At 58.4% G+C, this 25,786-nt stretch carries 27 protein-coding genes; 15 read left to right on the forward strand and 12 right to left on the reverse strand.

The features are described from left to right. Nucleotides 1–53: 53 nt before the first annotated feature. From LRK71_RS15335 to trpB, 6 genes are all read left to right on the forward strand, one after another. Nucleotides 54–686, forward strand: coding sequence for a nitroreductase family protein (locus tag LRK71_RS15335; protein WP_232404759.1), 633 nt, complete (start codon nucleotides 54–56; stop codon nucleotides 684–686). 343 nt (nucleotides 687–1,029) lie between these two features. After that, entirely contained in the window at nucleotides 1,030–2,706 is a 1,677-nt protein-coding gene (gene rpsA, locus LRK71_RS15340; protein ID WP_122073107.1) for a 30S ribosomal protein S1, read from the forward strand. A 424-nt stretch (nucleotides 2,707–3,130) separates the two neighbouring features. Then, nucleotides 3,131–3,415 carry an integration host factor subunit beta gene (ihfB, locus tag LRK71_RS15345; RefSeq protein ID WP_009811081.1) on the forward strand — a complete coding sequence of 95 codons (285 nt, stop codon included), beginning with the start codon at nucleotides 3,131–3,133 and terminating at the stop codon, nucleotides 3,413–3,415. Next, a complete protein-coding gene (locus LRK71_RS15350) occupies nucleotides 3,416–3,766 on the forward strand; it encodes a lipopolysaccharide assembly protein LapA domain-containing protein (RefSeq protein WP_232404701.1) in 351 nt (116 codons plus the stop codon). Nucleotides 3,767–3,775: 9 nt separating this feature from the next. Continuing rightward, the gene (locus LRK71_RS15355) at nucleotides 3,776–4,441 is read left to right on the forward strand and encodes a phosphoribosylanthranilate isomerase (RefSeq protein WP_232404702.1); all 666 of its coding nucleotides are present in this window, start codon (nucleotides 3,776–3,778) and stop codon (nucleotides 4,439–4,441) included. A gap of 184 nt (nucleotides 4,442–4,625) precedes the next feature. After that, complete coding sequence (gene trpB, locus LRK71_RS15360; protein WP_232404703.1) at nucleotides 4,626–5,885, forward strand: tryptophan synthase subunit beta; 1,260 nt, start codon at nucleotides 4,626–4,628, stop codon at nucleotides 5,883–5,885. A 66-nt stretch (nucleotides 5,886–5,951) separates the two neighbouring features. Here trpB and hmuQ read toward each other — a convergent pair whose 3' ends face one another. The 5 genes from hmuQ to LRK71_RS15385 form a co-directional block, all read right to left on the reverse strand. After that, entirely contained in the window at nucleotides 5,952–6,272 is a 321-nt protein-coding gene (gene hmuQ, locus LRK71_RS15365) for a heme-degrading protein HmuQ (RefSeq protein ID WP_232404704.1), read from the reverse strand. Nucleotides 6,273–6,436: 164 nt separating this feature from the next. Further along, nucleotides 6,437–6,820, reverse strand: coding sequence for a DUF2237 family protein (locus LRK71_RS15370; RefSeq protein WP_232404705.1), 384 nt, complete (start codon nucleotides 6,818–6,820; stop codon nucleotides 6,437–6,439). Nucleotides 6,821–6,830: 10 nt separating this feature from the next. After that, entirely contained in the window at nucleotides 6,831–7,994 is a 1,164-nt protein-coding gene (locus tag LRK71_RS15375; RefSeq protein WP_232404706.1) for a serine hydrolase domain-containing protein, read from the reverse strand. A 74-nt stretch (nucleotides 7,995–8,068) separates the two neighbouring features. Continuing rightward, nucleotides 8,069–8,818: an aminoacyl-tRNA hydrolase gene (pth, locus tag LRK71_RS15380; protein ID WP_232404707.1), complete on the reverse strand. Its 750-nt coding sequence runs from the start codon at nucleotides 8,816–8,818 to the stop codon at nucleotides 8,069–8,071. A gap of 639 nt (nucleotides 8,819–9,457) precedes the next feature. Then, nucleotides 9,458–10,090, reverse strand: a complete 633-nt coding sequence (locus tag LRK71_RS15385) for a 50S ribosomal protein L25/general stress protein Ctc (protein WP_232404708.1) — start codon at nucleotides 10,088–10,090, stop codon at nucleotides 9,458–9,460. A gap of 340 nt (nucleotides 10,091–10,430) precedes the next feature. Here LRK71_RS15385 and LRK71_RS15390 point away from each other — a divergent pair, with 340 nt between their 5' ends. Then, the gene (locus LRK71_RS15390; protein WP_232404709.1) at nucleotides 10,431–10,871 is read left to right on the forward strand and encodes a hypothetical protein; all 441 of its coding nucleotides are present in this window, start codon (nucleotides 10,431–10,433) and stop codon (nucleotides 10,869–10,871) included. Beyond that, on the forward strand, nucleotides 10,868–11,587 hold the full coding sequence (locus LRK71_RS15395; protein WP_232404710.1) for an HTTM domain-containing protein: 720 nt from the start codon (nucleotides 10,868–10,870) through the stop codon (nucleotides 11,585–11,587). The genes LRK71_RS15390 and LRK71_RS15395 overlap by 4 nt, the downstream gene beginning before the upstream one ends. Before the next feature lie 13 nt (nucleotides 11,588–11,600). Here LRK71_RS15395 and LRK71_RS15400 read toward each other — a convergent pair whose 3' ends face one another. The 3 genes from LRK71_RS15400 to LRK71_RS15410 all read right to left on the reverse strand — a co-directional run bounded on the left by LRK71_RS15400 (nucleotide 11,601) and on the right by LRK71_RS15410 (nucleotide 14,334). After that, a complete protein-coding gene (locus tag LRK71_RS15400) occupies nucleotides 11,601–12,767 on the reverse strand; it encodes an alpha-hydroxy acid oxidase (RefSeq protein ID WP_232404711.1) in 1,167 nt (388 codons plus the stop codon). 166 nt (nucleotides 12,768–12,933) lie between these two features. Continuing rightward, nucleotides 12,934–13,725 carry a tryptophan synthase subunit alpha gene (trpA, locus tag LRK71_RS15405; RefSeq protein ID WP_232404712.1) on the reverse strand — a complete coding sequence of 264 codons (792 nt, stop codon included), beginning with the start codon at nucleotides 13,723–13,725 and terminating at the stop codon, nucleotides 12,934–12,936. Between the two features lie 114 nt (nucleotides 13,726–13,839). Continuing rightward, the gene (locus tag LRK71_RS15410) at nucleotides 13,840–14,334 is read right to left on the reverse strand and encodes an acyloxyacyl hydrolase (RefSeq protein ID WP_232404713.1); all 495 of its coding nucleotides are present in this window, start codon (nucleotides 14,332–14,334) and stop codon (nucleotides 13,840–13,842) included. A gap of 204 nt (nucleotides 14,335–14,538) precedes the next feature. Here LRK71_RS15410 and ychF point away from each other — a divergent pair, with 204 nt between their 5' ends. Continuing rightward, the gene (gene ychF / locus LRK71_RS15415; RefSeq protein ID WP_232404714.1) at nucleotides 14,539–15,636 is read left to right on the forward strand and encodes a redox-regulated ATPase YchF; all 1,098 of its coding nucleotides are present in this window, start codon (nucleotides 14,539–14,541) and stop codon (nucleotides 15,634–15,636) included. Nucleotides 15,637–15,802: 166 nt separating this feature from the next. Then, complete coding sequence (locus LRK71_RS15420; protein ID WP_232404715.1) at nucleotides 15,803–16,723, forward strand: nucleoside hydrolase; 921 nt, start codon at nucleotides 15,803–15,805, stop codon at nucleotides 16,721–16,723. A 95-nt stretch (nucleotides 16,724–16,818) separates the two neighbouring features. Here the strand turns inward: LRK71_RS15420 and LRK71_RS15425 are convergent, their stop codons facing one another. Both LRK71_RS15425 and LRK71_RS15430 read right to left on the reverse strand, forming a co-directional pair. Then, nucleotides 16,819–17,661, reverse strand: coding sequence for a fumarylacetoacetate hydrolase family protein (locus LRK71_RS15425; RefSeq protein WP_232404716.1), 843 nt, complete (start codon nucleotides 17,659–17,661; stop codon nucleotides 16,819–16,821). 114 nt (nucleotides 17,662–17,775) lie between these two features. Next, the gene (locus tag LRK71_RS15430; protein ID WP_232404717.1) at nucleotides 17,776–18,711 is read right to left on the reverse strand and encodes a LysR substrate-binding domain-containing protein; all 936 of its coding nucleotides are present in this window, start codon (nucleotides 18,709–18,711) and stop codon (nucleotides 17,776–17,778) included. 111 nt (nucleotides 18,712–18,822) lie between these two features. Here LRK71_RS15430 and LRK71_RS15435 point away from each other — a divergent pair, with 111 nt between their 5' ends. The 3 genes from LRK71_RS15435 to LRK71_RS15445 all read left to right on the forward strand — a co-directional run bounded on the left by LRK71_RS15435 (nucleotide 18,823) and on the right by LRK71_RS15445 (nucleotide 21,580). After that, nucleotides 18,823–19,965 carry a TauD/TfdA family dioxygenase gene (locus LRK71_RS15435; RefSeq protein WP_232404718.1) on the forward strand — a complete coding sequence of 381 codons (1,143 nt, stop codon included), beginning with the start codon at nucleotides 18,823–18,825 and terminating at the stop codon, nucleotides 19,963–19,965. Further along, entirely contained in the window at nucleotides 19,962–20,690 is a 729-nt protein-coding gene (locus tag LRK71_RS15440; protein ID WP_232404719.1) for a class II aldolase/adducin family protein, read from the forward strand. The genes LRK71_RS15435 and LRK71_RS15440 overlap by 4 nt, the downstream gene beginning before the upstream one ends. Before the next feature lie 197 nt (nucleotides 20,691–20,887). Then, the gene (locus LRK71_RS15445; RefSeq protein WP_232404720.1) at nucleotides 20,888–21,580 is read left to right on the forward strand and encodes a ZinT family metal-binding protein; all 693 of its coding nucleotides are present in this window, start codon (nucleotides 20,888–20,890) and stop codon (nucleotides 21,578–21,580) included. Nucleotides 21,581–21,673: 93 nt separating this feature from the next. Here LRK71_RS15445 and LRK71_RS15450 read toward each other — a convergent pair whose 3' ends face one another. Next, entirely contained in the window at nucleotides 21,674–22,396 is a 723-nt protein-coding gene (locus LRK71_RS15450; protein WP_232404721.1) for an SDR family NAD(P)-dependent oxidoreductase, read from the reverse strand. Between the two features lie 7 nt (nucleotides 22,397–22,403). Then, the gene (locus LRK71_RS15455) at nucleotides 22,404–23,168 is read right to left on the reverse strand and encodes a DUF1365 domain-containing protein (RefSeq protein WP_232404722.1); all 765 of its coding nucleotides are present in this window, start codon (nucleotides 23,166–23,168) and stop codon (nucleotides 22,404–22,406) included. Nucleotides 23,169–23,289: 121 nt separating this feature from the next. On the opposite strand from LRK71_RS15455, the gene LRK71_RS15460 reads away from it, so the two are divergent. Both LRK71_RS15460 and LRK71_RS15465 read left to right on the forward strand, forming a co-directional pair. Further along, nucleotides 23,290–24,651, forward strand: coding sequence for an NAD(P)/FAD-dependent oxidoreductase (locus tag LRK71_RS15460; protein WP_232404723.1), 1,362 nt, complete (start codon nucleotides 23,290–23,292; stop codon nucleotides 24,649–24,651). Further along, a complete protein-coding gene (locus LRK71_RS15465; RefSeq protein WP_232404724.1) occupies nucleotides 24,590–25,747 on the forward strand; it encodes an SAM-dependent methyltransferase in 1,158 nt (385 codons plus the stop codon). Before LRK71_RS15460 ends, LRK71_RS15465 begins: the two co-directional genes overlap by 62 nt. The last annotated feature ends 39 nt before the right edge of the window (nucleotides 25,748–25,786 follow it).

The raw sequence follows: 25,786 nt of genomic DNA on the forward strand, positions 1-25,786 counted from the left end.
AACAGTTCAGTTCTATGTCGGAGGAGTAAAACCTTCCAATGACGGGAAAGACTATGTTTCTAGAAAAGCTGAACTGGCGCTACGCCACCAAGAAGATGGACCCCTCCAAGCCAGTTTCAGAGGCGGCCGTGGCCAAGATCGTCGAGGCGGTTCAGATGGCGCCGACCTCTAGCGGCCTGCAGCCCTATGAACTGCTGGTGGTGCGCAACAAGGACATCCGTGCCGCCATTCGCCCCGTGGCCTGGGATCAGGCCCAGATCACCGATGGTTCGCATCTGCTGGTCTTTGCCGCCTGGGATAACTACAGCGAAGAGCGCATTGACGCCGTGGTCGACCAGATGGCGGCAGAGCGGGGTGGGATGACCGATCTGCTGCAGGGCTACTATGACCGCCTCAAGGCGATGTATCTGCCCCGGACCGAAGAAGAAAACTATCAGCACGCGGCGCGTCAGGCCTATATCGGTCTTGGCTTTGCGCTGGCTGCGGCGGCTGAACTGGGCGTGGACAGCACCCCGATGGAGGGCTTTGATCCGACCCAGGTTGATGAGATCCTTGTGTTGAAAGAGAAAGGCCTGCGCTCGGTCCTGCTCTTGCCGCTGGGCACCCGGGATGCAAGCGGTGACTGGTTGGTGGATTTGAAGAAGGTGCGCAAACCGCTGAGCACATTTGTGACCAATATCGACTGATTGCATTTCAGATCATGACAAAGGCTGCTGCGCCCAGCGGCCTTTGTCCCGCATTGGGTGTCGTGCTGTCTGGCTGGGCAAGACTGGTCCTGTTTCAACGGACGCGCATCATTCCGCAGGGGCTTTGGGCTTGATTATAGCGGCTATTGGACGTATAAGCCGCGCTGTCAGTATAGGGGCGGCTAACGCTCGAATGGCAATCTGAGCAGGGTCGGGGCAAGTACCGGCCCTTTGTGTTTGTTTGCAGCAGATGCGCTCGGGCTACGTCCTATGCGACCAAACCCCAAGACCGGCGGAGACAACCGCGCGGCCAGAAAACTTTGTAAAGGAAACCTGAGACCTCATGGCTCAAAACGTATCTATGGAAGACTTCGAAGCCCTTCTGAATGAAAGCTTCGAAATGGACACCCCGAACGAGGGGTCCGTTGTTAAAGGCAAGGTTATCGCGATCGAAGCGGGCCAGGCCTTGATCGACGTCGGCTACAAGATGGAAGGCCGCGTTGACCTTAAAGAATTCGCAAATCCTGGCGAAGCCCCTGAAATTGCTGTCGGCGACGAAGTAGAAGTCTACCTCCGTTCCGCTGAAAACGCCCGTGGCGAAGCTGTTATCTCTCGCGAGATGGCGCGCCGCGAAGAAGCATGGGACCGTCTGGAAAAAGCCTACGCCGACGACGAGCGCGTCGAAGGCGCGATCTTTGGCCGTGTCAAAGGTGGCTTTACCGTCGATCTGGGTGGCGCAGTTGCCTTCCTGCCAGGTAGCCAAGTTGACGTGCGCCCCGTGCGCGATGCGGGCCCTCTGATGGGTCTGAAGCAGCCCTTCCAGATCCTGAAAATGGACCGTCGTCGTGGCAATATCGTTGTATCGCGTCGTGCGATTCTCGAAGAATCCCGTGCCGAGCAGCGCGCCGAAGTCATCGGCAAGCTCTCTGAAGGCGATTCGGTTGACGGCGTGGTTAAGAACATCACCGAATACGGTGCATTTGTTGACCTGGGCGGCGTAGACGGCCTGCTGCATGTCACCGACATGGCATGGCGTCGTGTGAACCACCCCTCCGAGATCCTGGCGATCGGCGAAACCGTCAAGGTTCAGGTCATCAAGATCAACAAAGAGACCCACCGTATCTCCCTCGGCATGAAGCAGCTGCAGGAAGATCCATGGGATCTGGTTGGTGCCAAGTACCCGCTCTCCTCGGTCCACAAAGGCCGTGTTACCAACATCACCGATTACGGTGCATTTGTTGAGCTGGAGCCCGGTGTCGAAGGTCTGGTCCACGTTTCCGAAATGTCCTGGACCAAGAAGAACGTGCACCCCGGCAAGATCGTCTCCACTTCGCAGGAAGTTGACGTCATGGTTCTGGAAATCGATGGCTCCAAGCGCCGCGTTTCCCTGGGTCTCAAGCAGACACAGCGCAACCCATGGGAAGTCTTCTCGGAATCCAACCCCGAGGGCACCGAAGTCGAAGGCGAAGTCAAGAACATCACCGAATTTGGTCTGTTCATCGGCCTCGAAGGCGACATCGACGGCATGGTTCACCTTTCCGACCTGTCCTGGGACGAGCGCGGCGAAGATGCGATCCAGAACTACCGCAAAGGCGACATGGTTTCGGCCGTTGTCTCCGAAGTGGACGTTGAAAAAGAGCGTATCTCCCTGTCGATCAAAGCCCTGGGCGGCGATAAGTTCGCTGAAGCCGTTGGCGGCGTGAAGCGTGGCTCTATCGTCACCGTGAACGTCACTGCCATCGAAGAAGGCGGCATCGAGGTCGAATACGAAGGCATGAAGAGCTTCATCCGTCGTTCCGACCTGTCGCGTGATCGCGCAGAGCAGCGCCCCGAGCGCTTCAATGTTGGCGACAAGGTCGACGTGCGCGTCACCAATGTCGACAGCAAGACCCGTCGTCTGGGTCTGTCGATCAAAGCTCGCGAGATCGCAGAAGAAAAAGAAGCTGTTGAGCAGTATGGTTCCTCGGATTCCGGCGCAAGCTTGGGTGATATCCTGGGCGCAGCTCTGAACAACGACTGATTTCGACCTGTACTTTAGGTTCTAAAACCTTTGAACGGCCCCGCCTTTTTGGCGGGGCCGTTTCTGTTTGAGCGGTTTTCCACCACTGAATGCAGCTTTGTAGCATCTTCAATCCTGTGTTGTGCGCCTTGCTGTTGGGCTGGGCCCCCTGGTACCCGGCACGGCTGACTCCGCGCTGCAGCTGCAGCGTAACACTTTGCGAATCAATCACTTTCGCAGCGGTCTCTTTTGTTGGTTGACAGCTTGAGCTGGGCCTGTTTTTGCCCCCAAGCTTCGTAAACTAAGAGAGTTTCCCGCCTCTTGGGGGCCTATGGGCGCTAAAATTTGACCGCCCCCTGTCTGTTTTGGTTCCTTGAACGCTGATTTGTACCTATAGTTGTCGTTAGCCAACAAAGGCTTGCGTAGTTTTGGGAGGGCAGGAAGTATGATCCGTTCTGAATTGATTCAGAAGATTGCAGACGAAAACCCGCACCTGTATCAGCGGGATGTCGAAAGGATCGTGAATACGGTATTCGAGGAAGTGACCGACGCGATGTCCCGGGGGGACCGGGTCGAATTGCGCGGTTTTGGCGCTTTCTCGGTGAAACAGCGAGACTCGCGGGTGGGCCGCAACCCACGCACTGGTGAAACTGTCCAAGTGGAAGAAAAACATGTTCCGTTCTTCAAGACCGGTAAGCTCTTGAGGGACCGCCTGAACGGAAAGGCCTAAATGCGCTATATTCGCTATGCTATTCTGGGATCCCTGGGGATCTTGCTGGTGTCGGTTTGCATCGCAAACCGTACGATTGTCGACCTGAAGCTGCTGCCTTCTGCGGTGGCAGAGCTATTTGGTATCAATCCCTCTATTGCTTTACCGCTGTTTGTGGTGGTGCTGGGGGGCTTGGGCGCCGGGCTGGCGATTGGCTTTGTCTGGGAATGGCTCCGCGAGCATAAGCACCGCCGGGCCGTCAGCACCCAGAATCGCGAAGTGAAAAAACTGTCGCGCGAAGTCAAAAAGCTGAAACAACAAAAACATGAGGGCAAAGACGACGTTCTGGCCCTTCTGGACGAGACCAGCTGAGCCAAGCGAATGAGTGAAATTGGGGTAAAGATCTGTGGGCTGCGCAGCCCGCAGGATGTGGCGGCAGCTGCCAATGCAGGTGCTGCCTATGTGGGTTTTGTGTTTTTCCCAAAATCGCCGCGCAATATATCCATGCCGCAGGCCGCCGCATTGGCGCTGGAGGTGCCCGCTGGTCTGTGCAAGGTGGCGCTGACGGTAAATGCCGATGATGCCGCGCTGGATGCGCTGACTGATACGGTCCCGCTTGATATGTTGCAGCTGCACGGCCATGAGAGCCCGCAGCGGGTGGCCGAGGTCAAGGCACGCTATGGGCTGCCGGTGATGAAGGCCATTGGCGTGGCCGAAGCCGACGACCTGCCGCAGATCGACCTGTATTCACAGGTCGCTGATCAGCTTTTGATAGATGCAAAGCCACCAAAAGACGCCGATTTACCGGGTGGCAATGGGCTGGCCTTTGATTGGCGCTTGCTGGCCGGGCGCAAATACTGGCAGCGCCCCTGGATGCTGGCTGGCGGTCTGACGCCCGACAATGTGGCCGAGGCTATCCGCATGACCGGGGCGCGTCAGGTTGATGTCTCTTCCGGGGTAGAGGTGGCGCCGGGGCAAAAAGACGCTGATCTGATCGCCAGATTTACAGTCGCCGCCCGGTCGGCGGCCCCCGTTTTGACCCGCTGACAACCCGCCAGACAAAGGCCCGGTTAGGTGGCAGGGCCGCAGCAGAGCTGTGCCGCCCTAACTGCGGCTCCAGTCGCATCTGGGTGGGGAAATTTCGGGCCTATGCAGAATCCTGCAGCCTCTCTCTTTACCCGCCGCCGCCTGCGCGATAGTCATGTTGAGCGCTGCGACAAAGGGAAAACCCATGGCAAACGATCTGTTCAACAGCTTTATGAATGGCCCCGACGAAAAGGGCCGCTTTGGCATCTTTGGGGGGCGGTTTGTCTCGGAAACCTTGATGCCGCTTATTCTGAGCCTGGAAGAAGAATATAACCATGCCAAGGATGACCCAAGCTTCTGGGCCGAAATGGACGGGCTGTGGAAGCACTATGTCGGTCGTCCCAGCCCGTTGTATCATGCCGAACGGCTGAGCACCCATCTGGGCGGCGCCAAGATCTACATGAAGCGCGATGAGCTGAACCACACAGGCGCGCATAAGATAAACAATGTGCTGGGCCAGATTCTGCTGGCGCGGCGCATGGGAAAAACCCGCATCATCGCCGAAACCGGCGCCGGGCAGCACGGGGTGGCCACGGCCACTGTCTGTGCCAAGTTTGGCTTGAAATGTGTTGTTTATATGGGCGCGCATGATGTGCGGCGCCAGGCTCCCAATGTGTTCCGCATGCGTCTGCTGGGCGCCGAGGTAATCCCGGTGACATCGGGTCGTGGCACCCTGAAGGATGCCATGAATGACGCTTTGCGCGACTGGGTGACCAACGTCAACGATACCTTCTACTGCATTGGCACCGCCGCAGGCCCGCATCCCTATCCGGCCTTGGTGCGTGATTTCCAGTCCATCATCGGCAAGGAAGTGCGCTGGCAGCTGGCCGAGCAAGAGGGCGAAGGCCGTTTGCCAGATACGCTGATTGCCGCCATTGGTGGCGGATCGAACGCGATTGGCCTGTTCCATCCTTTCCTGGATGACAAATCTGTCAATATCATCGGTGTTGAAGCCGGCGGCAAAGGCGTTGATGACCGAATGCAGCACTGTGCCTCTCTCACCGGGGGGCGCCCCGGTGTGCTGCACGGCAACCGCACCTATCTGCTGCAGGATGACGACGGCCAAATTCAGGAAGGTTTCTCGATTTCTGCCGGACTGGACTACCCCGGTATCGGCCCAGAACATTCCTGGCTGCATGACACGGGGCGGGCGGAATATGTCTCGATCACCGACAAGGAAGCGCTGGAGGCGTTCCAGCTGTCCTGTGCGATGGAAGGTATCATTCCCGCACTGGAACCCAGCCATGCGCTGGCCCATGTGATGAAGATCGCGCCGGACCTGCCAGCGGACCATATCATCGTGATGAACATGTGTGGCCGTGGTGACAAGGATGTCTTTACCGTGGCCAAACACCTGGGCTTTGACATGTCTGACACCGAAGAAGGCCGCACCTTCGAGGACTGATGGCACCAGTCAAGTCAGGATAAGGACGCAGGCCGATCCGGAATACCGGGTCGGCCTTTATCGTGATCAGGCCTCGTGCAGAACGGTTTCAAAGCCTTCAAACTGTGGGTGGCCCAGGATTGGGCTTTCCCCTTCACGTTTGCCGGCGTTGCGATGCGAGGCGCGGAATTGTTCCGATTTGGTCCAGGCTTCAAAATCATCGCGGCTGTTCCAGATCACATGGCTGGAATACAGGCGATGATCATCGTTTTCGGGTCCTTTGAGCAGGCGAAACTCGCGAAATCCAGAGAGCTCTTTGAGGTGGGATTCGCGCGTTTTCCAGATCTGTTCAAAATCATCTTCGCGCCCGAGGCGAATTTTAAAACGGTTCATAGCGATAAAGCTCATGGCCGGTCTCCTGATCTATAGGGGGAAGGCTGGCGTTGAACGGTCAAGAGAGGACCGGGCAGCTGGCGACAGCGGAGGCATAGCGGCAAACCCGGCGCCGGGTCAATTGCCGAGATAATGCCGTAGGCGAGGGGGCAAAAGGCAGCAGGGCGCGCAGGACCTGCCTATTGGAGGTTGCGCTGCGCATCATGGGCCTGCAACAGGGCCATGGGGATGACGTCCAGTGCACGTAGATGGGTGGCCGCCAGCGCAACGAGTGGCGCGCAGCCTTCGTCTACGGCCTGCAAAAAACGACTGGCACAGAGACACCAGCGATCGCCCGGCTGTAGTCCGGGGAAACCATATTCGGGGCGCGGCGTTGACAGATCGTTGCCGACATATTTTGAAAAGGCCAGAAATTCGGCCGTCATCACCGCGCAGACGGTATGGCTGCCCTGATCCTGCACGCAGGTATTACAATGGCCATCACGAAAGAAGCCGGTACGCGGGGCATGCGAGCAGGGCTCTAGTGCCCCGCCCAGCACATTGAGGCTGGGATCTGGTATCATACCGGGTAGCTTACAGTATCTGTGCCAGTTTTCGAAACATTTCGACATTGGCCGCGCTGACACCTGGATCGCGAAACTTGCGGTCGGCGGCGGTGCTGACAATGACCACATTCTGTGTCTGGTCGATATAGATATATTGCCCGTAGACGCCACGTGCCAGGAACTCTCCGTCATGGGCGCCAACCGGGACCCACCATTGATAGCCATAGCCGATCTTGCCGGGTTTTGTTGGGGCAGAGGCGGCGGTGGAGGCCGCAATCCAATCGGCCGGCACCACCTGCCGCCCATTGTAGCGGCCCTGCTGCTCGATCATCAGCCCAAAGCGGGCGTAGTCGCGTGTGGTGATATTCAGCCCGCCCAGAACAAAGGCAACCTCTTGGCCGTCGGTGACATAGTAGAGGTCCTGTTCGAGTCCGAGAGGGGCGATGATCTTGTCCTGCAGCAGCGTCGCAATGCTTTGCCCGGTGGCACCGCGTATCACCATGCCAATCACATGCGTGTCGATAGAGACATATTGCCAGGTCTCGCCGGGGGCGGCGAAGGTCTCGGTGAGGTCGGCGGCAAACTGATCCAATGTGCCGCCTAGGGCGACCTCGCGACCCATGCGGTTGATATCGGAATCATAATCCAGATAATCTTCATCAAAGGTGATGCCGCTGGCCATATTCAGCACATTGCGGATCGAGGCACCGTCGTAGGCGCTGCCGATCAGCAGCGGCGCATATTTGGTGACGGGATCGTCGATGGAGTCAATTGCGCCTTCCTCCAGCAGCACCCCAAACAGCGCCGAAAGATAACTTTTGGCGACCGACCAAGAGATGCGCCGGTCATCAGGCCTGGTACCAAGGTGATAGCTCTCGTGGCGGATTTCACCATCCTTCAGTACCAACAAAGATGTCACGGCTCGTGTCTCTATCCAGTTGGAGGTGGCGGCGGGTAGGGTCATCTCAGGCCCCTGTGGTAGCGGGCTGACGGGGCCGGTGCCGCGCGAAACCGGTGTGGTCAGAAAGGCCGCATCCATGTTGGAAAAATTGGCCACTATCTTTTCGGCGGAAAACAGTGAATTCACCGCCCAGAGCCGCTGGATCTGTTCCCGCTTCCAGAGGCCAAACCCGGCCAGCAGAATGGCAACCACGGCGAGCATGCGCAGCAGGCGTTTGAGTTGTTTTTTCATTATTGGTGCCTCCTCGGATCATAAGCCTAGACCGCGCAGGGGCGCGATAGGAAGCATGACATGGCGGCAGGCAGCTATTTGAACTTGTCGACCAGCCGTTCCAGGGCCGAACGGCTGTCTGGTGTTGGGTCGGCATCCGCAGCCTTGTCTGGCGACCCCTCGGGCGGGGCAGCAGGTGCTTTTCTGGTAGGCTGCTGGTCGGATTTCGCGGGTGCGGGCTGCTTTTTCGCGGGTTTGGATCCGGTGGAGCTGCGCGGTGGCGCCACTCGCAGGGAAACGGCATTCATGAATTTTCCGCCATCCCCGGCAGCCAGGGCCGCTGCCCCATCTGAAATGCCACGCAGCAGATCAGCCAGCCAGGCCTCATCAGCCTTGGGAAAGTCGCGCAGGACATAGCCGGCAACCGCGTCTTTGTGGCCGGGATGCCCAACGCCCAGTCGTACCCGGCCATAATCGGCCCCGATATGGGAATGCAGCGAGCGCAGCCCATTGTGGCCGGCATGGCCGCCGCCCTGTTTCGCCCGGCATTTGCCCGGTGCCAGATCCAGCTCATCATGCAGCACGGTGACATCCTGACTGGTCAACTTGTAAAACCGCATCGCCTCTCCGACCGCCTGGCCCGACTGGTTCATAAAGGTCTGGGGTTTCATCAGCAAAACCTTGGTGCCACCCAATGTGCCCTCGCAAATCAGCCCCTGGAATTTGGCCTTCCAGGGGCTGAACCCATGGTCAGAGGCAATTTCATCCAGGGCCATAAAGCCGATATTATGGCGGTTGTGGGCATATTTGTCGCCTGGATTGCCGAGCCCAACAAAGAGTTTCATAGCCTGTTTTGTCTCACATTGATCTGGCGGTGCCGCCCCTGAATGATGCGCCCGGCGTTCGGGGCCTTGGTCCCTATGGGGCAGGGCCGGTCGCGCTGGTGCTGGTTTGGGCTGCTACATGACCTGTTTTGGGCCGGAAATCCAGTGCCCTGTGTCGCAGGCTGCCCTTTGCAGCAAGGCCCGGGGCGCAAGACTGGCGATCAGATGTGCGGGCAGCGGCTCTCTGGGGGGAGGAGGTAGGTCTCTTTTTGTGGCAAGAGCTGGCGCGGGACCGGATCTGATATGGTTTCGCCGCAAAATCGTGGCGCGTCAAAATTAAAACCGCGCAATATTCGAAACAACAGCCGTCTGCGCAGGCGTGCTTCTTCCTGTTCAAGGGTATCCAACATTTTACTCACCTAAACCTTACTCATTCCGGGCCCGAGTATGGCTGGCAAAATGCAAAGGATCGGTTTGCGCGCCGCGGCTTTGTCAGGGGGGCTTGTGTCATATTCGTTGTAGTTTTTGCGTAGATTTTAGGGGCTGAGCGGCGCAGAGCCGGGCTGTGGACTGCGAGGTGGGGCTGGGCTGGGGCAAAAGTGCGACAAAAAACGGGGCCCCGAAGGACCCCGTTTCATCCGCTCCCAGGGGGAGAGGCTCTTATTCTTCAGCGGCTTCGGCTTCTTCTTCGCCTGCAGCTTCGTCTTCATCGCTTGCAGCAATGCCGCCGGGGGCTGCAATGTTTGCAATAACGAAGTCACGGTCGATGGTTGGGCGCGCGCCTTCGGGCAGCTTGATCGACGAGATGGTGATTACATCGCCGATGACGCTGTTCGCCAGATCAACGGTCAGCTTCTCAGGGATATCGCCTGCGGTCACAACCAGTTCGACTTCGGGGCGAACCACGGCGAGCATGCCGCCTTTTTTGACGCCAGGGCAGGTATCTTCGTTGAGGAATTCAACCGGGATGAACAGGTTGATCTTCGACGTCCGGCGCAGGCGCATCAGGTCGAGGTGGGTTGGCAGATCTTTGACAACATCACGCTGAACGTCGCGGCAAATCACGCGCACGTCTTCCTGGCCTTCAACCTTCAGGTTCCACAGTGTGGACTTGAACTTGCCGGCCTTCAGTTTTTTCAACAGAACGTTGAACGGGATCTGGATCGAAAGGGGATCCACATCACCACCGTAAACAACACCAGGAACCATGCCAGCACGACGTGCTGCGCGAGCGGCGCCCTTGCCCGTCCCCGCACGTTCCTCGGCGACGAGATCAGGAATCTCTTTTGCCATTTGAATTCTCCAATATATCTATGCGGGGTGCCTCCAAGGCTGTCACCCCACGTGAAGGCCTGCCCTTACAGGGGATTTTGGGATTTCGCAAGTGGCAGTTCGCAGGTGCCCGGGATTGGGGGCGCTGCCCCCGGCCTGTGGCCTCCCCCCGGGATATTTGCCGCCAAATGAAACGGACAGGCCAAATGAAACGGACCGACATGTGATGCGCCGCCCTAGAGGCGCCCTGGACCAGAGCTTTTGCCGAGTTGCAAGCTGTGGGAAGCAGCGGGGGCTAAGGGAAGTGTTAAAGGCAGCAGGCTAGTTTTGCGGCAGTGTTCAATCTTTGGAGCCTGCCGAGGTGCTGCGTCTGATTTCCCTGTTTTTGCCAACGGTGTTTCCCTCTTGGCGGTTTTTCAAGACCGTGGCGCCTTCGCCTCGGATTGAATATCGCCTAATTGAGCCCGGCCAAAGTGAGGCCTATGCGGTTGGCGGCTGGCAAGAGGATCGCCCCCGGCCGCAGCATCTGCGCCTAGGGCAGATGCTGCGGTGGATGTTGTGGAACCCGCAATGGAACGAACAGCTTTACCTGGTCAGCTGCGCGGAACGCCTGATTGAGGCACCAAGCCAGCATAGCATTGATGAAATCAACCGCAGGGTTGCCCGCTTGCTGCCGCAGGGATCGCAGGCCCTGCAGTTTCGCCTGGTGTTTCTGTCGCGCGAGGGCGCGCAGGTTGTCAAACTGGTGGAGTATGAAAGTACCCCGGTGCTGCTGGCCCAGTTGCAAGAGGGCCCGGCTTGAGCGGGGCCTTGTTTCTGGAGCGGGGGCTGACGGCAGCCCAGGCGATGGGCTGGATGCAACTGTTGCTGGCCTTTGCCATCGCCCAGCAAAGCCTGGAACATCTGGCACTGGGGGCGTTGGCACTGCGGGATCGGATGATCTTTGTGTCGCGGCTGCTGCTGTGTCTCGGGCTGGCACTGGGGCTTGGTGGGCCCTGGCCTGTCTGGGGGCTCTGGGGGAGCGGCCTGGCGCTGCTCTGGCGGTATCAGGGGCCATATAACGGCGGCAGCGACAAGATGACGATGCTGATCCTTAGCTGTCTGAGCCTAGCGTATCTGGCGCCGACAATCTTTTGGCAAGAGATGGCGCTGTCCTATCTGGCGGTGCAGCTGGCGCTGTCTTATTTTGTCTCGGGCTGGGTCAAGGTAATCAATCCCGAATGGCGCAGTGGCAGCGCCCTGCGTGATGTCTTTCGCTTTTCCGCCTATCCGGTGAGCGAAGCGCTGCGCGGCCTGGCCGAGAGGCAGCGCCTTTTATGGATCATGGGCTGGGCGGTCATCCTGTTTGAGCTGGTCTTCCCGCTGGCCCTGTTGAACCCGATCGCATTGAAGCTGGCATTGCTTGGCGCGGCGGGGTTTCACTTGTCCAACGCCTGCTTTTTTGGTCTGAATCGGTTTTTCTGGATCTGGCTCTGCGCCTATCCGGCCCTGATCTGGTTTCAGGACCGGATATTTTGATCCAGCCTGGCCGTTATTCCTGCCAGGAGCCTTCAAAGTCGCTGGGGATCAGCAGGTTGTGGCGGCCGAGGTTGCTGACATTTCGTTCCCCACAGAGCGCCATGGTGGTGTCCAGCTCTTTGTGGATCAGCTCCAGAGCGGTGGTGACGCCCTGCTGGCCCATGGCACCCAGCCCGTAGATATAGGCGCGTCCGATCATGGTGCCGGTGGCCCCCATGGCCAGCGCTTTCAGTACGTCCTGGCCAGAGCGAATACCGCTGTCCAGAATCACCTCGGTATCGCCGCCTACTGCATCCAGGATCTGCGGCAGCATTCTGATCGAGCTGAGCGCCCCGTCCAGCTGTCGCCCGCCATGGTTGGAGACCACAATGGCATCGGCCCCCACTTTGACCGCCATCTTGGCGTCTTCGGCGTCCAGGATCCCTTTCAGGATCACCTTGCCGCCCCACATTTCTTTCAGTTTGGCGATTTTGCCCCAGTCCAGCGACAGGTCAAATTGTTCAGCCGTCCAGGCCCCCAGCGAGGAGGCATCCGATATGCCCTGGACATGGCCGACGATATTGCCAAAGTCGCGCCGTTTGGCCCCCAGCATCTGCAGGCCCCAGGTCCATTTTGTCATCAGGTTGGCGATGGTCTTTGCGGTCAGCTTTGGCGGGGCAGACAGGCCGTTTTTCAGATCTTTGTGCCGCTGGCCCAGAATCTGCAGATCAAGCGTGATGACAAGGGCAGAACATTTTGCATCCTTGGCACGTTGGATCAGGCGGCGTACATAGTCTTCGTCCGTCATGGTATAAAGCTGAAACCAAAAGGGTTTATCCGTGGCTTCGGCAACCTCTTCGATGGAGTTGATCGACATGGTCGACAGGGTATAGGGCACGCCAAAGGCGGCAGCGGCCTTGGCGGCTTTGATCTCGCCATCTGCGTGCTGCATGCCGGTCAGGCCTACCGGGGCCAAGGATACCGGCATAGTGACATCTTGGCCAAGCATCTGACCCTTGGTTAAACGCCCGGACATATCCACCGCAACGCGCTGGCGCAGGCGGATTTTTTCAAAGTCAGAGCTGTTCTCGCGAAAGGTCTGCTCGGTCCAGCTGCCGCTTTCGGTGTAGTCAAAAAACATCCGCGGCACCCGCCGTTCATAGATGCGTTTCAGGTCCTGAATATTGGTGATTACCGGCACGGATCTGCCCTCGCTATGATGTGGTAAGTTTTCCTTACCAATTATTGAGGGCTGCTGCAACACTGCAGAACAGCAGCGGTTATGACGCAAAAAGCCGCACCAGAGGCGCGGCTTTTGACGATATAGACCGAAGCTGTGGGTGGCGGTTGCGCCGTTGAGGGTCTGTTCACCCCCGGTGGGCGCCCTCTGCTAGTGATTTCACAAAATCCAGCACCTCGGCCGTGGGTTTGCCTGCGCCGATCTGGCCGACGATGGCGCTGCCAACAACTGCCCCATCGGAAATAGAGGCGATGTTCTGCGCCTTTTCCGGGGTGTTGATGCCAAAGCCGACAATCACAGGTAGATCGGTTGCCGCTTTGATGCGGGCCACTTCGGGGCCAACATCACCAGCCTGGGCTTCGGCAGAGCCGGTGATGCCGGTGACCGAGACATAATAGACAAAGCCAGAGGTGTTTTGCAGAACGGTAGGCAGGCGCTTGTCATCCGTGGTGGGGGTGGCCAGGCGGATAAAGTTCAGCCCCGCCTTTTGCGCCGGAATGCACAGTTCCTCGTCTTCTTCAGGCGGCAGATCCACCACGATCAGCCCGTCAATGCCCGCCGCTTTGGCATCGATCAAAAAGGTCTCTACGCCGCGATTGTAGATGGGATTGTAGTAGCCCATCAATACAATCGGGGTGGTGTCATCGCCCTTGCGGAATTCGGCGGCCAGCTGCAGCGTCTTTTCCAGCGTCATGCCGCCATCAAGCGCGCGCTGACCGGCCAGCTGAATGGTGGGGCCGTCGGCCATCGGGTCGGTGAAAGGCAGGCCCAGTTCGATGATGTCGACGCCTGCAGCGGGCAGACCCTTCACCAGCTCTAGTGAGCTGTCATAATCGGGGTCACCAGCCATGACATAGGACACAAAGGCCTTTTTGCCAGCGGCTTTGAGTTCGGCGAATTTTGCGTCAATACGGGTCATTGTCGGGCCTCTTGCAACTTATGGCTCTGGTGTGCCGAAACTTGCCCGGGAAATCAATCCCGCTGCCTAGGGCAAATTGCGCTTTGCGCAAATCGCCCTGACGTGGCATCGCCTCTAGCCTAGCGGAATATGCCAACGCAGGGTCACCGCATTGACGCCTGGATTGACATATCCGGTCGAGGCATTTGATTTGTGGCTTAGCCCAAGCGACAGGCCCTTGCCGTTGTTGAAACGCTTGCCAACTGCGATCTGGCTGCGGATTTCAAAGGTAGAGCCAAGCTCGTTCAGCTGGATGGCTTCGACATAGGCACCGGGTAAAACGCTTGCCTCGATGAACCAGCTGTTTTGCAGGGTCCATGTGCCACTGACGCCGACCCCCAGAAAGGCGTCTCCGGTTTCAACCACTTCGATGGTGCCGGCCAGGCGGGTCGAAAAGATCCGGCCCTCATAAAAAGGAGTATGCGTGTATTCCAGCGCAATCAATACACCATCCCGGGCGCCATGGTGCGAATAGTCGGTATGCCCCATGCCAAGAACGATCTCTTGGCCAGTAACAGCACTTGCGAGCCCGGTAGCCAAAGCCGCAGACAGTAGTATCTTTGTTTTCATTTCTTTCCCCAAATGTCTTGGACCCTGAGATGAAATAGGAGCGTTGTCTCAATATGTAACCTGCGCACAGGCATATGCGACATTGCGTGAAAGTATATCAAGACATATCCATACCACGCCCAACAGGGTCAATACGTCAAGTTGCCTTGCGCCGGAGGGCAATGCTGCCTAGAAGCCATTGCCAAGTGGCATCAGGAGGCCGATATGGGCTTTAAAATGGGAATTGTGGGCCTGCCGAATGTTGGCAAGTCGACTTTGTTTAACGCGTTGACCAAAACCGCTTCGGCACAGGCGGCAAATTTTCCGTTCTGCACGATCGAACCCAATGTGGGCGAAGTCGGGGTGCCGGACGCGCGTCTGGATAAGCTGGCGGCGATTGCCGGATCCAAACAGATCATCCCGACCCGGATGACATTTGTTGATATCGCCGGTCTGGTCAAAGGCGCGTCCAAGGGCGAAGGTCTGGGCAACCAGTTTTTGGCCAATATTCGCGAAACCGATGCAATTGCACATGTTTTGCGCTGTTTTGAAGACGGCGATGTGACCCATGTTGATGGTCGCGTTGATCCGGTTGCCGATGCCGAGACCATCGAAACAGAGCTGATGCTGGCGGATCTCGAAAGCATCGAAAAGCGCCGGGCCAATCTGGTGCGCAAGCTGAAAGGCAACGATAAAGAGGCGCAGCAGCAAGAGCGGCTGCTCGCCGAGGCCCAGGCCATGCTGGAAGATGGCAAGCCTGCACGCCTGGTCGAAGTGGACGAAGACGACGCCAAGGCCTGGAAGATGCTGCAGCTGCTGTCGACCAAACCAGTGCTTTATGTGTGCAACGTGGGTGAGTCGGAATCGGTCGCGGGCAACGCACATTCCGCCAAAGTGGCCGAAATGGCGGCGGCGCAGGGCAATTCCCATGTGATTATTTCAGCGCAGATTGAAGAAGAAATCAGCCAACTTGAATCTGAGGAAGCCCAGATGTTCCTCGAGGAGATGGGACTGGAAGAAGCCGGGCTCGACCGTCTTATCCGGGCAGGATATGAGCTGTTGCACTTGGAAACCTATTTCACTGTTGGCCCCAAAGAGGCCCGTGCCTGGACCATTCGCCAAGGTACCTCGGGGCCGCAGGCGGCTGGGGTCATTCACGGTGATTTTGAAAAGGGCTTTATCCGGGCCGAAACCATCGCTTTTGATGATTTTGTCGCCTGCAATGGCGAACAGGGGGCAAAAGAGGCCGGCAAGATGCGCTCTGAGGGCAAGTCATATGTCGTCAAGGATGGCGACGTCATGCACTTCCTGTTCAACACCTGATCCAGCCCAGGGCCGGGTAAGACCGGCTCTTGAAAAGATCTATGCCCGTGCAGTGCCGCTGCGCGGGCGTTTTCGTCTGGCGCCTTTGGTACTGCGGCGGGCCGGGTCTTGCTGGTGCGGCGGCAGAAATGCTAGGCCAGCGCGATCAGCGAGGGGAAAGACATTCATGGTCAAACTGATTATCGACACAGATCCCGGCATTGATGATGCCATGGCGATCTTTTATGCTGCCGCCGCCCCGGATATTGAGCTTTTGGGGCTGACTACGATTTTTGGCAACGTCACCACAAAGATCGCCACCCGCAATGCGCTGCGCCTTCTGGAAGCGGTTGATCTGGAGCTGCCGGTTGCCGAAGGGGCCGCCGCGCCCCTGTCCTTGCCGCCCTTTGCCCCCTCGGCGCAGGTGCATGGCGCGGAAGGGTTTGGCGATATTCCTGCCGCCACCCCCAAGGGGCAGCCCGTGGCGGAAGAGGCGGCCGATTTTCTGATCCGCATGGCGCGCGAACACAAAGGTGAGCTGGTGCTTTGCCCCATCGGCCCATTGACCAATATCGCCCTGGCCATCCAGCGCGATCCCGATTTTGCCCGCAATGTCAAAAGTATCGTCATTATGGGGGGCTCCCTGCGGGAGGGCGGTAATATCACCCCCCATGCAGAGGCCAATATCTATCACGATCCGCATGCGGCAGATGTTGTCTTTGCGGCGGGGGCCAGGCTGGTCATGGTCGGGTTGGATGTCACCCATCGGATTCTGTGCACCCCGGACGATTTTGCCAGTATCGCTGGCCAGTCGCCAGAACTGGGGGGCATGCTGCAAGAGATGTCGGCCTTCTACTTGGCCTTTTATGAAACGGTTGGCAAGCTCGACGGGTGTTCTCTGCATGACCCTGCAGCGGTCATCGCCTGCACCCACCCCGATCTGTTTGAGGTGGAAACCCTGCCCATGCGGGTGTCGTGCAGTGGCGAGACCTCTGGCGCGACGCTGGAGGCCGAGGTCGGCACACGCAAGCCCACCGCCGTCTGTATCCATGTCGATGCCCCGGCGGTGAAATCTTTGTTCCTCAAGCGTCTGGCCTTGCTGCCGTAAAGGGGTTTTGCTGGGGATCAAGAAGGCTGCGACTCGCAGTAGCGCGCAGCCTTCGTCGTTTCTGGGGGGACCCCGCCCCGCTGGCTCACAGAGGGCTAGCCCTGCACAACCTTCTGCACCTGCTGGCCCAGCCCGTCGATGCCAAGCTCCATCTGATCGCCTGGCTTCAGGTAGATGGGCTGCGGTTTCATACCCATGCCAACACCTGGGGGGGTGCCGGTTGCGATCACATCGCCTGGCTGCAGGCTCATGAAACGTGACAGATAGGCGACAACATGGGCAACCCCGTAGACCATCGTGGCGGTAGAGCCGCTTTGCATACGGGTGCCATTCACATCCAGATAGAGGTCGAGGTTCTGCGGATCCGGCACCTCGTCGCGGGTGACCAGCCAAGGGCCGAGGGGGCCAAAGGTATCGGCGGATTTGCCCTTGGTCCACTGGCCTTCGTGCTTGATCTGATAATCGCGTTCGGACAGATCGTTGGCAACGCAATAGCCGGCAACATGGTCCAAGGCCTCGGCCTCGGTGATGTATTTGGCCTCTTTGCCGATCACCACAGCCAGCTCGACCTCCCAGTCGCTGGCCTTTGATCCGCGCGGCAGCTCGATATCGTCGTTGGGGCCACAAATCGCCGAGGTCGCCTTGGCAAAAATGATAGGTTCTTTGGGGACGTCCATGCCGGCCTCGGCGGCGTGGTCGGAATAGTTCAGCCCGATGCAGATGAATTTGCCGGTCTGGCCGACACAGGGGCCAAGCCGGTCTGGTTCAACCGCAGGCAGGGTGGCCGGATCAAGCGCGGCGATTTTCGCCAATCCAGCCGCGCCCAGCGTATCGCCGGCAATATCGCTGACATGGGCGGATAGATCTCGGACCGTGCCGTTGTCGTCCAGAAGGCCGGGTTTTTCCTGTCCTTTGGGACCAAATCGTAGCAGTTTCAAAGTCAAAATCTCCATAAAACTCTTGCCCGCAGGCTTGCGGCTGCAGGGGGGCTGCTCCCTGCAGGGAGGGCAATCAGCTATCTTTTAGCGTGATGGCCTATTCCGTTCAAATGCTTAGGCGGGATGCGGTGCGCAGGCTGTGCCGTCGGTCTGCGCCTGGTGTTCCTTGTCCCCCTGTTCCGTCAGCCAGTCTAGAAAGCATTGGGCGCTGTTGGAAAGGCGACTGGCGGTGGTGACAAAATAGGCGGTGCCCAGGTCTAGGGTCGCGTCGGGCCAGGCCTGCAGGGCGCCGTCCATGACCGCGCGGGTGCTGATTGAACGCCATCCCAGCATCAAACCGCGCCCATCCAGAACCGCCTGGGCGGCCTGTACATAGTTGTTGAAGCTCTGACCTGACAGCCGGGTACGAGTGATACCGGATTGCCGCAGGTAGTCTTCCCACCCGGCCCAGTGCTGATTGTGGGGGCTGCGCACATGGATCAGGCGCGCCTCGTCCAGTCCGATGCCTTCAGCCTGGAGCCGCGCAATCAGCGCGGGGGTGCCAACGGGGTAGACCCTTTCATCAAACAGCTTATGCGTGCGGCCCTCGCGCCAGCCGCCGGTGCCATAGCGTACCGCGATATCAATGCCAGGGGCCAGATTGGGCAGATCCGAGGGCGGCGCCTGCACATTGACGGTGATTTCGGGGTGGTGGGCATAAAAGTCGGGCAAGCGGGGCATCAGCCAATAGGTTGCCATACCCAGAGTGCAGGCCAGGGTCACGTGGCGGTCTTCCTGGCCGTGCATGGCGCGGATGTCTTCCAGCGCGGCGGCGATCTGGCCCAGCCCTTCGCGGGTGGCCCGCGACAGGATCTCCCCGGCATCGGTCAGCCGCGCCGGGCGGGTGCTGCGATCAAACAGGTCGGCGCCGGCGTGCTCTTCCAGCGCCTTAAGCGTCTGGCTGACCGCCGGCAGCGTGACATTCAGCCGGGCAGCGGCCTCTCGCATCGAGCCCAGGCGCGTGACGGTTTCAAAGGTGGCCAGAAGTCGCAGCGGCGGAAGTGGGTCCATTAGTTTACCTGTGGCTTAACATAGCTTTACTGTATTCGATCTGTTTCAGCTGTGAAACCCATGAGATGTATCTGGGGAAACCTGTCTGAAACAAAGTGAGCCAGACCAGATATGAACGTGACTTCCCTGCCGATTGCCGCGCCGATGCTCAAGGAAAAGGGGCTGGAGATTGTGCTGTCCGACGGTGCCAGCCATTACTTCAACTACTACTGGCTGCGGGACAATTGCCCTTCGTCCTTTAGCCCTGACACGCGCGAGCGCAGTTTTGATATCTTTCAGCTAGGGGAGCAGGCGCCGCGCGCCGCCCTGGCCGAGGTGGCGGGTGATGCGCTGGAAATCACCTGGCAGGGAGAGCAGCACGTCAGCCGCTTTCCGCTGGATTGGCTGGAAGAGGGGTGCCGTGCCGCGCCGCGTTTTGACCCCGCCGACATGAAGCGTCGCGCCTGGTATGGCGATCATTATCCTCAGGTGCCGCGCTTTAGCCAGCCGCAGTTGCTGGCAGATCTGGCGCTGCGGGAAAAATGGATCGAGGCAATGCTGGTGGATGGCTTTACCATTGTGACCGACATGCCCGACAGCGATGTCGCGCTGACCGAGACGGCGCAGATGATCGGACAGGTGCGACCAACATTCTTTGGCACCTATTTTGACGTCAAAACCCACATCAACCCAACCAATACGGCCTATACGGCGGCAGCGCTTGAGTTGCATACCGATACCCCAGCGGAAGAGCACGCGCCTGGGATTCAGTTCCTGCATTGCCGCGCCAATACGGTGCAGGGCGGCGGCAGTCTCTATGCTGATGGAGTGGCGGTTGCCAATGATTTCCGCGCCCGTGACCCCGAGGGTTTCAAACTGCTTTCGCAGGTGGATATCCCGTTTTACTGCGAACATGACACCTATGATATGCGGTCCCGCCAACGAGTGATTGAACTGGACCAGCATGGCGCGGTTTCCGGGGTGACGATCAGTCAACATATGGCGGATATTTTTGATTTGAAACAAGAGCTTCTGGATGACTACTACCCGGCGTTCTGCCGTTTTGGCCGGATGCTGCAGGAAGAGAAATACATGATGCAATTCGTCATGCAAGCGGGCGAGTGCATGGTGTTTGACAACCACCGCATTGTGCATGGGCGGGCGGCCTATTCAGCCACGAGCGGCGACCGGTACCTGCGCGGTTGTTATACGGATCGCGCCGAGATGCGCTCAACCTATCGCGCCCTCGTCAGCGAAGGGCGGTTCAAGGCATGAGCGCACCAGTAGCAGAGGTCGCGGGGGCTGGTGCCCTGCGCGAGGATCTCGCGGCGGCCTTTCGCATCTGCCACCAGATGGGGTGGAGCGAAAGCGTCGGCAATCACTTTAGCGCTGCGACGTCACCGGATGGGCAGCAGTTTATGCTGAACCCGCGCTGGCAGCATTTTGCCACGATCCAGCCCGATGACCTGTTGCATTTGGACAGTGCAGATCACGCCGTTCTCGAGCGGCCCAATGCCCCTGATGCCTCGGCCTGGTGCGTGCACGGGGCCTTGCACCGGGGCAATCCGGCGGCACGGGTGATCCTGCATTGTCACTCTCCCTATGCCACCGCGCTGTCCTGTTTGGCTGACCCAACGATTGTGCCAATCGACAACAATACGGCGCGATTTTATGGCCGCACAGCCTATGATCTTGCCTTTGGCGGGATTGCTGATGCGGCGGAAGAGGGGGCGCGCCTGGCAGAGGCCCTCGGAGATAAGTCGGTGCTGGTGATGGGCAATCACGGGGTGACGGTTGTCGGGGAAACCGTGGCGGAGGCCTTCGAGGATCTGTACTTCTTTGAAAAGGCGGCGCAGACGCTGATCCTGGCGCGATCCAGCGGAACACCTCTTGCAGTACTCTCGGATGCGGTGGCACAGAACACGGCTGATGGCTGGCGGGCCTACCAGGGCATGGCGGCGTGTCACTTTGCGTTTCTGAAGTCCCAGCTGCCCCAGTAAGGGCGCGGAGGCGGGCGGTTTCCGTCCGCCTCCAGAGATTTGTATATTAATCTATAAATTGATTTGTGACTTGGCAGGCGACTGGAGGCAAATGCGCGGGTTGCCGCCAGGAGTGGGATCCGGTACGTGCTAAGATTGTTATGTCATAACGTAACGAATCATCTGGGCTGAAAGCCCCCTCTTGGATGGAGACACATATGCCGCTTCCCCTCGCAAAACAGATCCGCACCCTGGCTGTTGCTACCTTGGCCACTGGTACCCTGGTTGCATTCCCCCTTTCGGCGGGTGCCGAAACCGGGACTGACAGTGCCCAAGGTGCGACACAGAACCATAGCCATGACCACTCCCACGCTGCAGAAGAAATCTCCAAGGGTTACTTTGGCGATGCACAGATCAAGGCCCGTGCCCTGTCTGATTGGGCCGGTGATTGGCAATCGGTCTATCCGCTGTTGCAGAGTGGTGCCCTGGATGGCGTGATGCAGCACAAGGCAGAGCACGGGGAGAAGACAGCCGAGGAATACAAGGCGTATTATACCACAGGATATGCCACGGATGTGGAGCGGATCCTGATCAAAGGCGACAGGGTCACCTTTTTCAGTCAGGGCGGGTCGGTGGAGGCCCAATATGCCAATGATGGCTATGAGGTGCTTACCTACAAAAGGGGCAATCGCGGTGTGCGCTTTGTCTTTTTCAAGGTCAGTGGCGATGAGGCTGCACCTGCCTTCTTCCAATTCAGCGACCACCGGATTGCCCCGTCCAAATCAGATCACTTCCATCTCTATTGGGGGGATGACCGCGCCGCCTTGCTGGAAGAGCTGACCAACTGGCCAACCTATTTCCCCGCTGGGCTGACCGCCGCCGAGGTCGCGGCGCAGATGCAGGCCCATTAACCTGCTAGGCAGGGCTGCGTCGGGCTTGCCCGGCGTGGCCGTCATAGGGGGGCGAGCGCACCCCGGGTTACCGGTCGACACAGGCGAACAGCCCTAGCGCCCCCGGTAGGCCAGCAGGTCAGGCAACAGGCTGTACAGTTTTATTCCCCAGGAAAAGGGGCGGGGGAAATCGGTGCGAAATCTGCGGGACTGCATGGCGCAGAGGACCCGCTGAGCGGCTGCAGCCGCTGTCATCAGCATTGGCATTTTGAAAGTGTTCTTGTCGGTCAATCGCGTCTTGATGAAACCTGGGTTTATCAGCCTCACGGTAATGCCACTGCCCTTTAGATCATGGCGCATGGTTTCGGCCAGGCTGATCAGGGCTGCTTTGCTTGCGCCATAGCCGATGGCATTTGGCAGGCCACGGTAACCGGCCAGTGATCCGATCAGGGTAACATCACCATGCCCCTGCGCGACAAAGCGGGGCATGATTTCGCCAAGCACCCGCAGGGCGCCAATGAAATTGACATCTGCCATCTGCAGGGCGGATTCTGCCTGCCAGTCTTGGGTTGCCATCGGCTCGTAGGCTCCGGCGTTGTAGATCACACCGTCCACAGGCCCCAGTTCAGAACATATGTGGCGTACGGCCTCTGCATCGGTCACATCCAATGGCAGGGCCCTGGCTTGCGTCAGGTCTTGGATCAGGGCTGCCAATTTATCGGCACTGCGAGCCGACAGCACCAAACGCGCCCCGGCCTTATCCATCTGCACTGCCAGTTCGCGCCCCAAGCCCTCGCTGGCACCCACCAACCAATATGTTTTTCCTGCCAGTGACATGCTTGCCCTATTCATCCAGATTTTTGCTGGGTGTCATTGGTGACAGCCCGGGGGGCGGTGTTTTCACAAACGGGGCCCGTTTCAGATATAGGATCAGGGCCTGCCAATAGATCAGGAAAACCACGCGAGCCGCCCCAAAGGGGCGCCGTAACGCGGCCCAAAGCAGTGAGCGATCCGTTGCGGGTTGGCGTTTACCCGACAAGGTCGCCAGCACCCCCTGGTCACCATTTTGATAGTGGATGCGGACATTCAACTGGTCTTTGGTAAAGCCAAAGTTGAATCGGTATTCGCCTGCAACCTGCTGGAAGGGCGAGACATGCATCGCTTTGCGGGCGCAGAGCACCTGTTCAAATGTGATGGGGGTAAACCCCTCGTGGGCGCAGAAATAGCAGTGTCGGTGACCAAATGTATTGTTCACCTCGGCCACAAAGGCACATACATTTTCGTCAACAAGGGCGACCCAGAAACTGACCGGATTGAATTGAAATCCCATGAAGCTCGGCTGGGTAATCAACAGCAGCTGCGCTTGGTCTAGGGGGAAGTCGTGTTCCGCCAGCACTTGGCGAAACCAGTTGACACCGCGGCCCTGGCCACGCGGACCACCGTGGTGGCGATCCCACAAAGACCATAGATTCAAGCGATTGTGCGACAGCAGGCGTACAGGCAGGCGTGCAGACAGGTCGCTCACGACAAAATCAACGCCATAGTGAAAGGCGTTGTGCAGCGCGCCACGGCGGCGGTGAAATGTCCTGGCCTGAATGTGATCAATCATACAATGTCTACGTGTTCTGGTTCGTCACGGATCACTCTTTTTGGCATCTGCAAAAGAAAATCTGATCCGTTTTCCCACCACCACCGTAACACCCTGAGAACGATAAGCGAATGAGGTAGGCATGCTAGACCAGACACGGGGCCCCAGAAAAAGAATTGCGGTCGTCGGCGGGGGGATATCGGGGCTGTCGGCCGCGTACTATCTCTCTGCCTATCATGACGTGACGCTGTTTGAGGCGGCTGATCGCTTGGGGGGGCATGCAAGAACCGTCTTGGCTGGCAAGAGGGGTGATCAGCCGGTTGATACCGGCTTTATCGTCTTCAATTATGCGACCTACCCATATTTGACCCGCTTGTTTCATGATCTGAACGTGCCGGTGATGAAAAGCGATATGAGTTTTGGCGTCAGCATGGACAATGGCGGGTTGGAATATGGGCTGAACGATCTGCGCTGTATCTTTGCCCAAAAACGCAATCTGGTCCGGCCAGAGTTTTATGGCATGATTTCTGACATCGTGAAGTTCGGCAAGAACGCAGAAAGGGCCGCGCATCACGATGACATCACGATTGGGGACCTGGTGAAGGAACTGGGGCTGGGTACCTGGTTTAGAGACAAGTATCTTATGCCGATGTGTGGTGCGATTTGGTCAACACCGGTTAGAGATGTTGATGCTTTCCCGGCTAAATCCCTGGTGCAGTTTTTTCGCAATCATGCCCTGCTGGCTGGAACTGGCAAACACCAATGGTGGACAGTGAAAGGCGGCAGCATTGAATATGTTCGCCGGTTGCAGGCCGCCTTGCTGGCGCGGGGTTGTACTCTGCGCACAAGTGCCCCGGTACGGGCGGTTCAACGGTCTGACCTGGGGGTTTCAATTACCTGCGATGGGGCAACGGAGACCGGCTTTGATGAGCTGATCCTTGCATGTCATTCGGATCAGGCCCTGGCCATTCTGGGGCAGGGGGGCGCAGCGGGTGCGGGGGCTACAGAGGTGGAGGCTCAGGCGCTTGGTGCCATAAGATATCAGCCCAATACCGCTGTGTTGCACTGCGATGTCACACAGATGCCAAAGCGCCGTGCCTGTTGGTCCAGTTGGACCTACCGCGCCGAGGCAGATAGGGCCAGTGTGACTTATTGGATGAATAAATTGCAGGGGATTCCTGAACAAGATCCGTTGTTTGTAACCCTTAATCCGGCAAACTCCATCCAGAAGAACAAGATTTATGATAGGGTGGAGTTTGCACATCCCGTGTTTGACCGGGCGGCATTGCAGGCCCAACAGACCCTGCGCCGGATACAGGGGCAAAATCGCACCTGGTTTGCCGGGGCCTACAACCGGCATGGCTTTCATGAGGACGGCATCGCCAGCGCGATGCGCATTGTGCAGCAAATGACTTCAGTATCGATAGAGAAGGGATCCTATTATGCGCATCACGGACAAAGCCCTAAAAACGCAATTCCTGTCGATCTGCGAACATCTGCATGAGGGGCGGCTAACCCTGCGCACGCCGGATGGTGCGCGCTATGAATTTGGCAACTCCGGGCCGCAAGCCGAGATGATTATTCGCGACTGGTCGGCAATTTCCGCCATGGCGGCGCATGGTCAGGTCGGTCTGGGGGAAGCTTATGTGCAGGGGTTCTGGGACACCCCGTCGATAGAGGGGCTGGTGAGCCTGGCTATGCGTAACCGCGACAACCTGGGCGCTTATGACAAGGCGAGCCGCCTAAGCAGCCTGAAGTATCGGCTGTTGGATACGGTGCTGCGTGCAAACTCGCGGCGCGGGGCACGTAAGAACATTCGGGCGCACTATGACGTGGGGAATGAATTTTATCAGCTCTGGTTAGACGAAGGCATGACCTATTCTTCAGGTCTCTTTGCGGCTGGAGCTGACGACCTGGGCACCGCACAGCGCCGCAAGAACAGCCGTGCCCTGTCACGATTGAACGATGGCGAACAGGTTCTGGAAGTTGGCTGTGGCTGGGGCGGCTTTGCGGATCACGCCGCCACCGAGGGTCGCAATGTCACCGGTATCACCATCTCACGCAATCAGCACAGCTATGCGGAATGTCGCCTGGATGGACGGGCTGAAATCCAACTGCGGGATTATCGCGATGTGCATGGACGCTATGACAACATCGTTTCTATCGAGATGATCGAAGCCGTCGGCGCCCGTTACTGGCCGAGCTATTTTTCGATGCTAAAGCGCAACCTGGCCGAAGATGGCCGGGTCTTGTTGCAGGCGATCACGGTTCAGGACAGCTTCTTTGGAGCCTACAAGAGTTCGTCTGACTATATTCGCCAGTATGTTTTTCCCGGTGGGATGTTGCTTTCGGACAGCGTGATCGCTGCGCAGGCGCAGCAGGCGGGGCTGCGGGTGCGGGACAGTTTTGCCTTTGGTGAGGACTATGCACGCACCTGCCGCATCTGGGCAAAGCGCTTGGTTGCGCAGCGCGCGCGTATTCTGAATATGGGGTATTCCAACAGCTTCTTTCGCAATTGGCAGTATTATCTGGAGATCTGCGCCGCCTCTTTTGCCATCGGCCATACCAATGTTGTGCAGGTGGAACTCGACCATGCATAGGGTTTGGGGCAGAACGCGCCTGTGCTCTGCCCTGCAAGT

Source organism: Pseudophaeobacter flagellatus (genome assembly GCF_021228235.1).
Taxonomy (GTDB): domain Bacteria; phylum Pseudomonadota; class Alphaproteobacteria; order Rhodobacterales; family Rhodobacteraceae; genus Pseudophaeobacter; species Pseudophaeobacter flagellatus.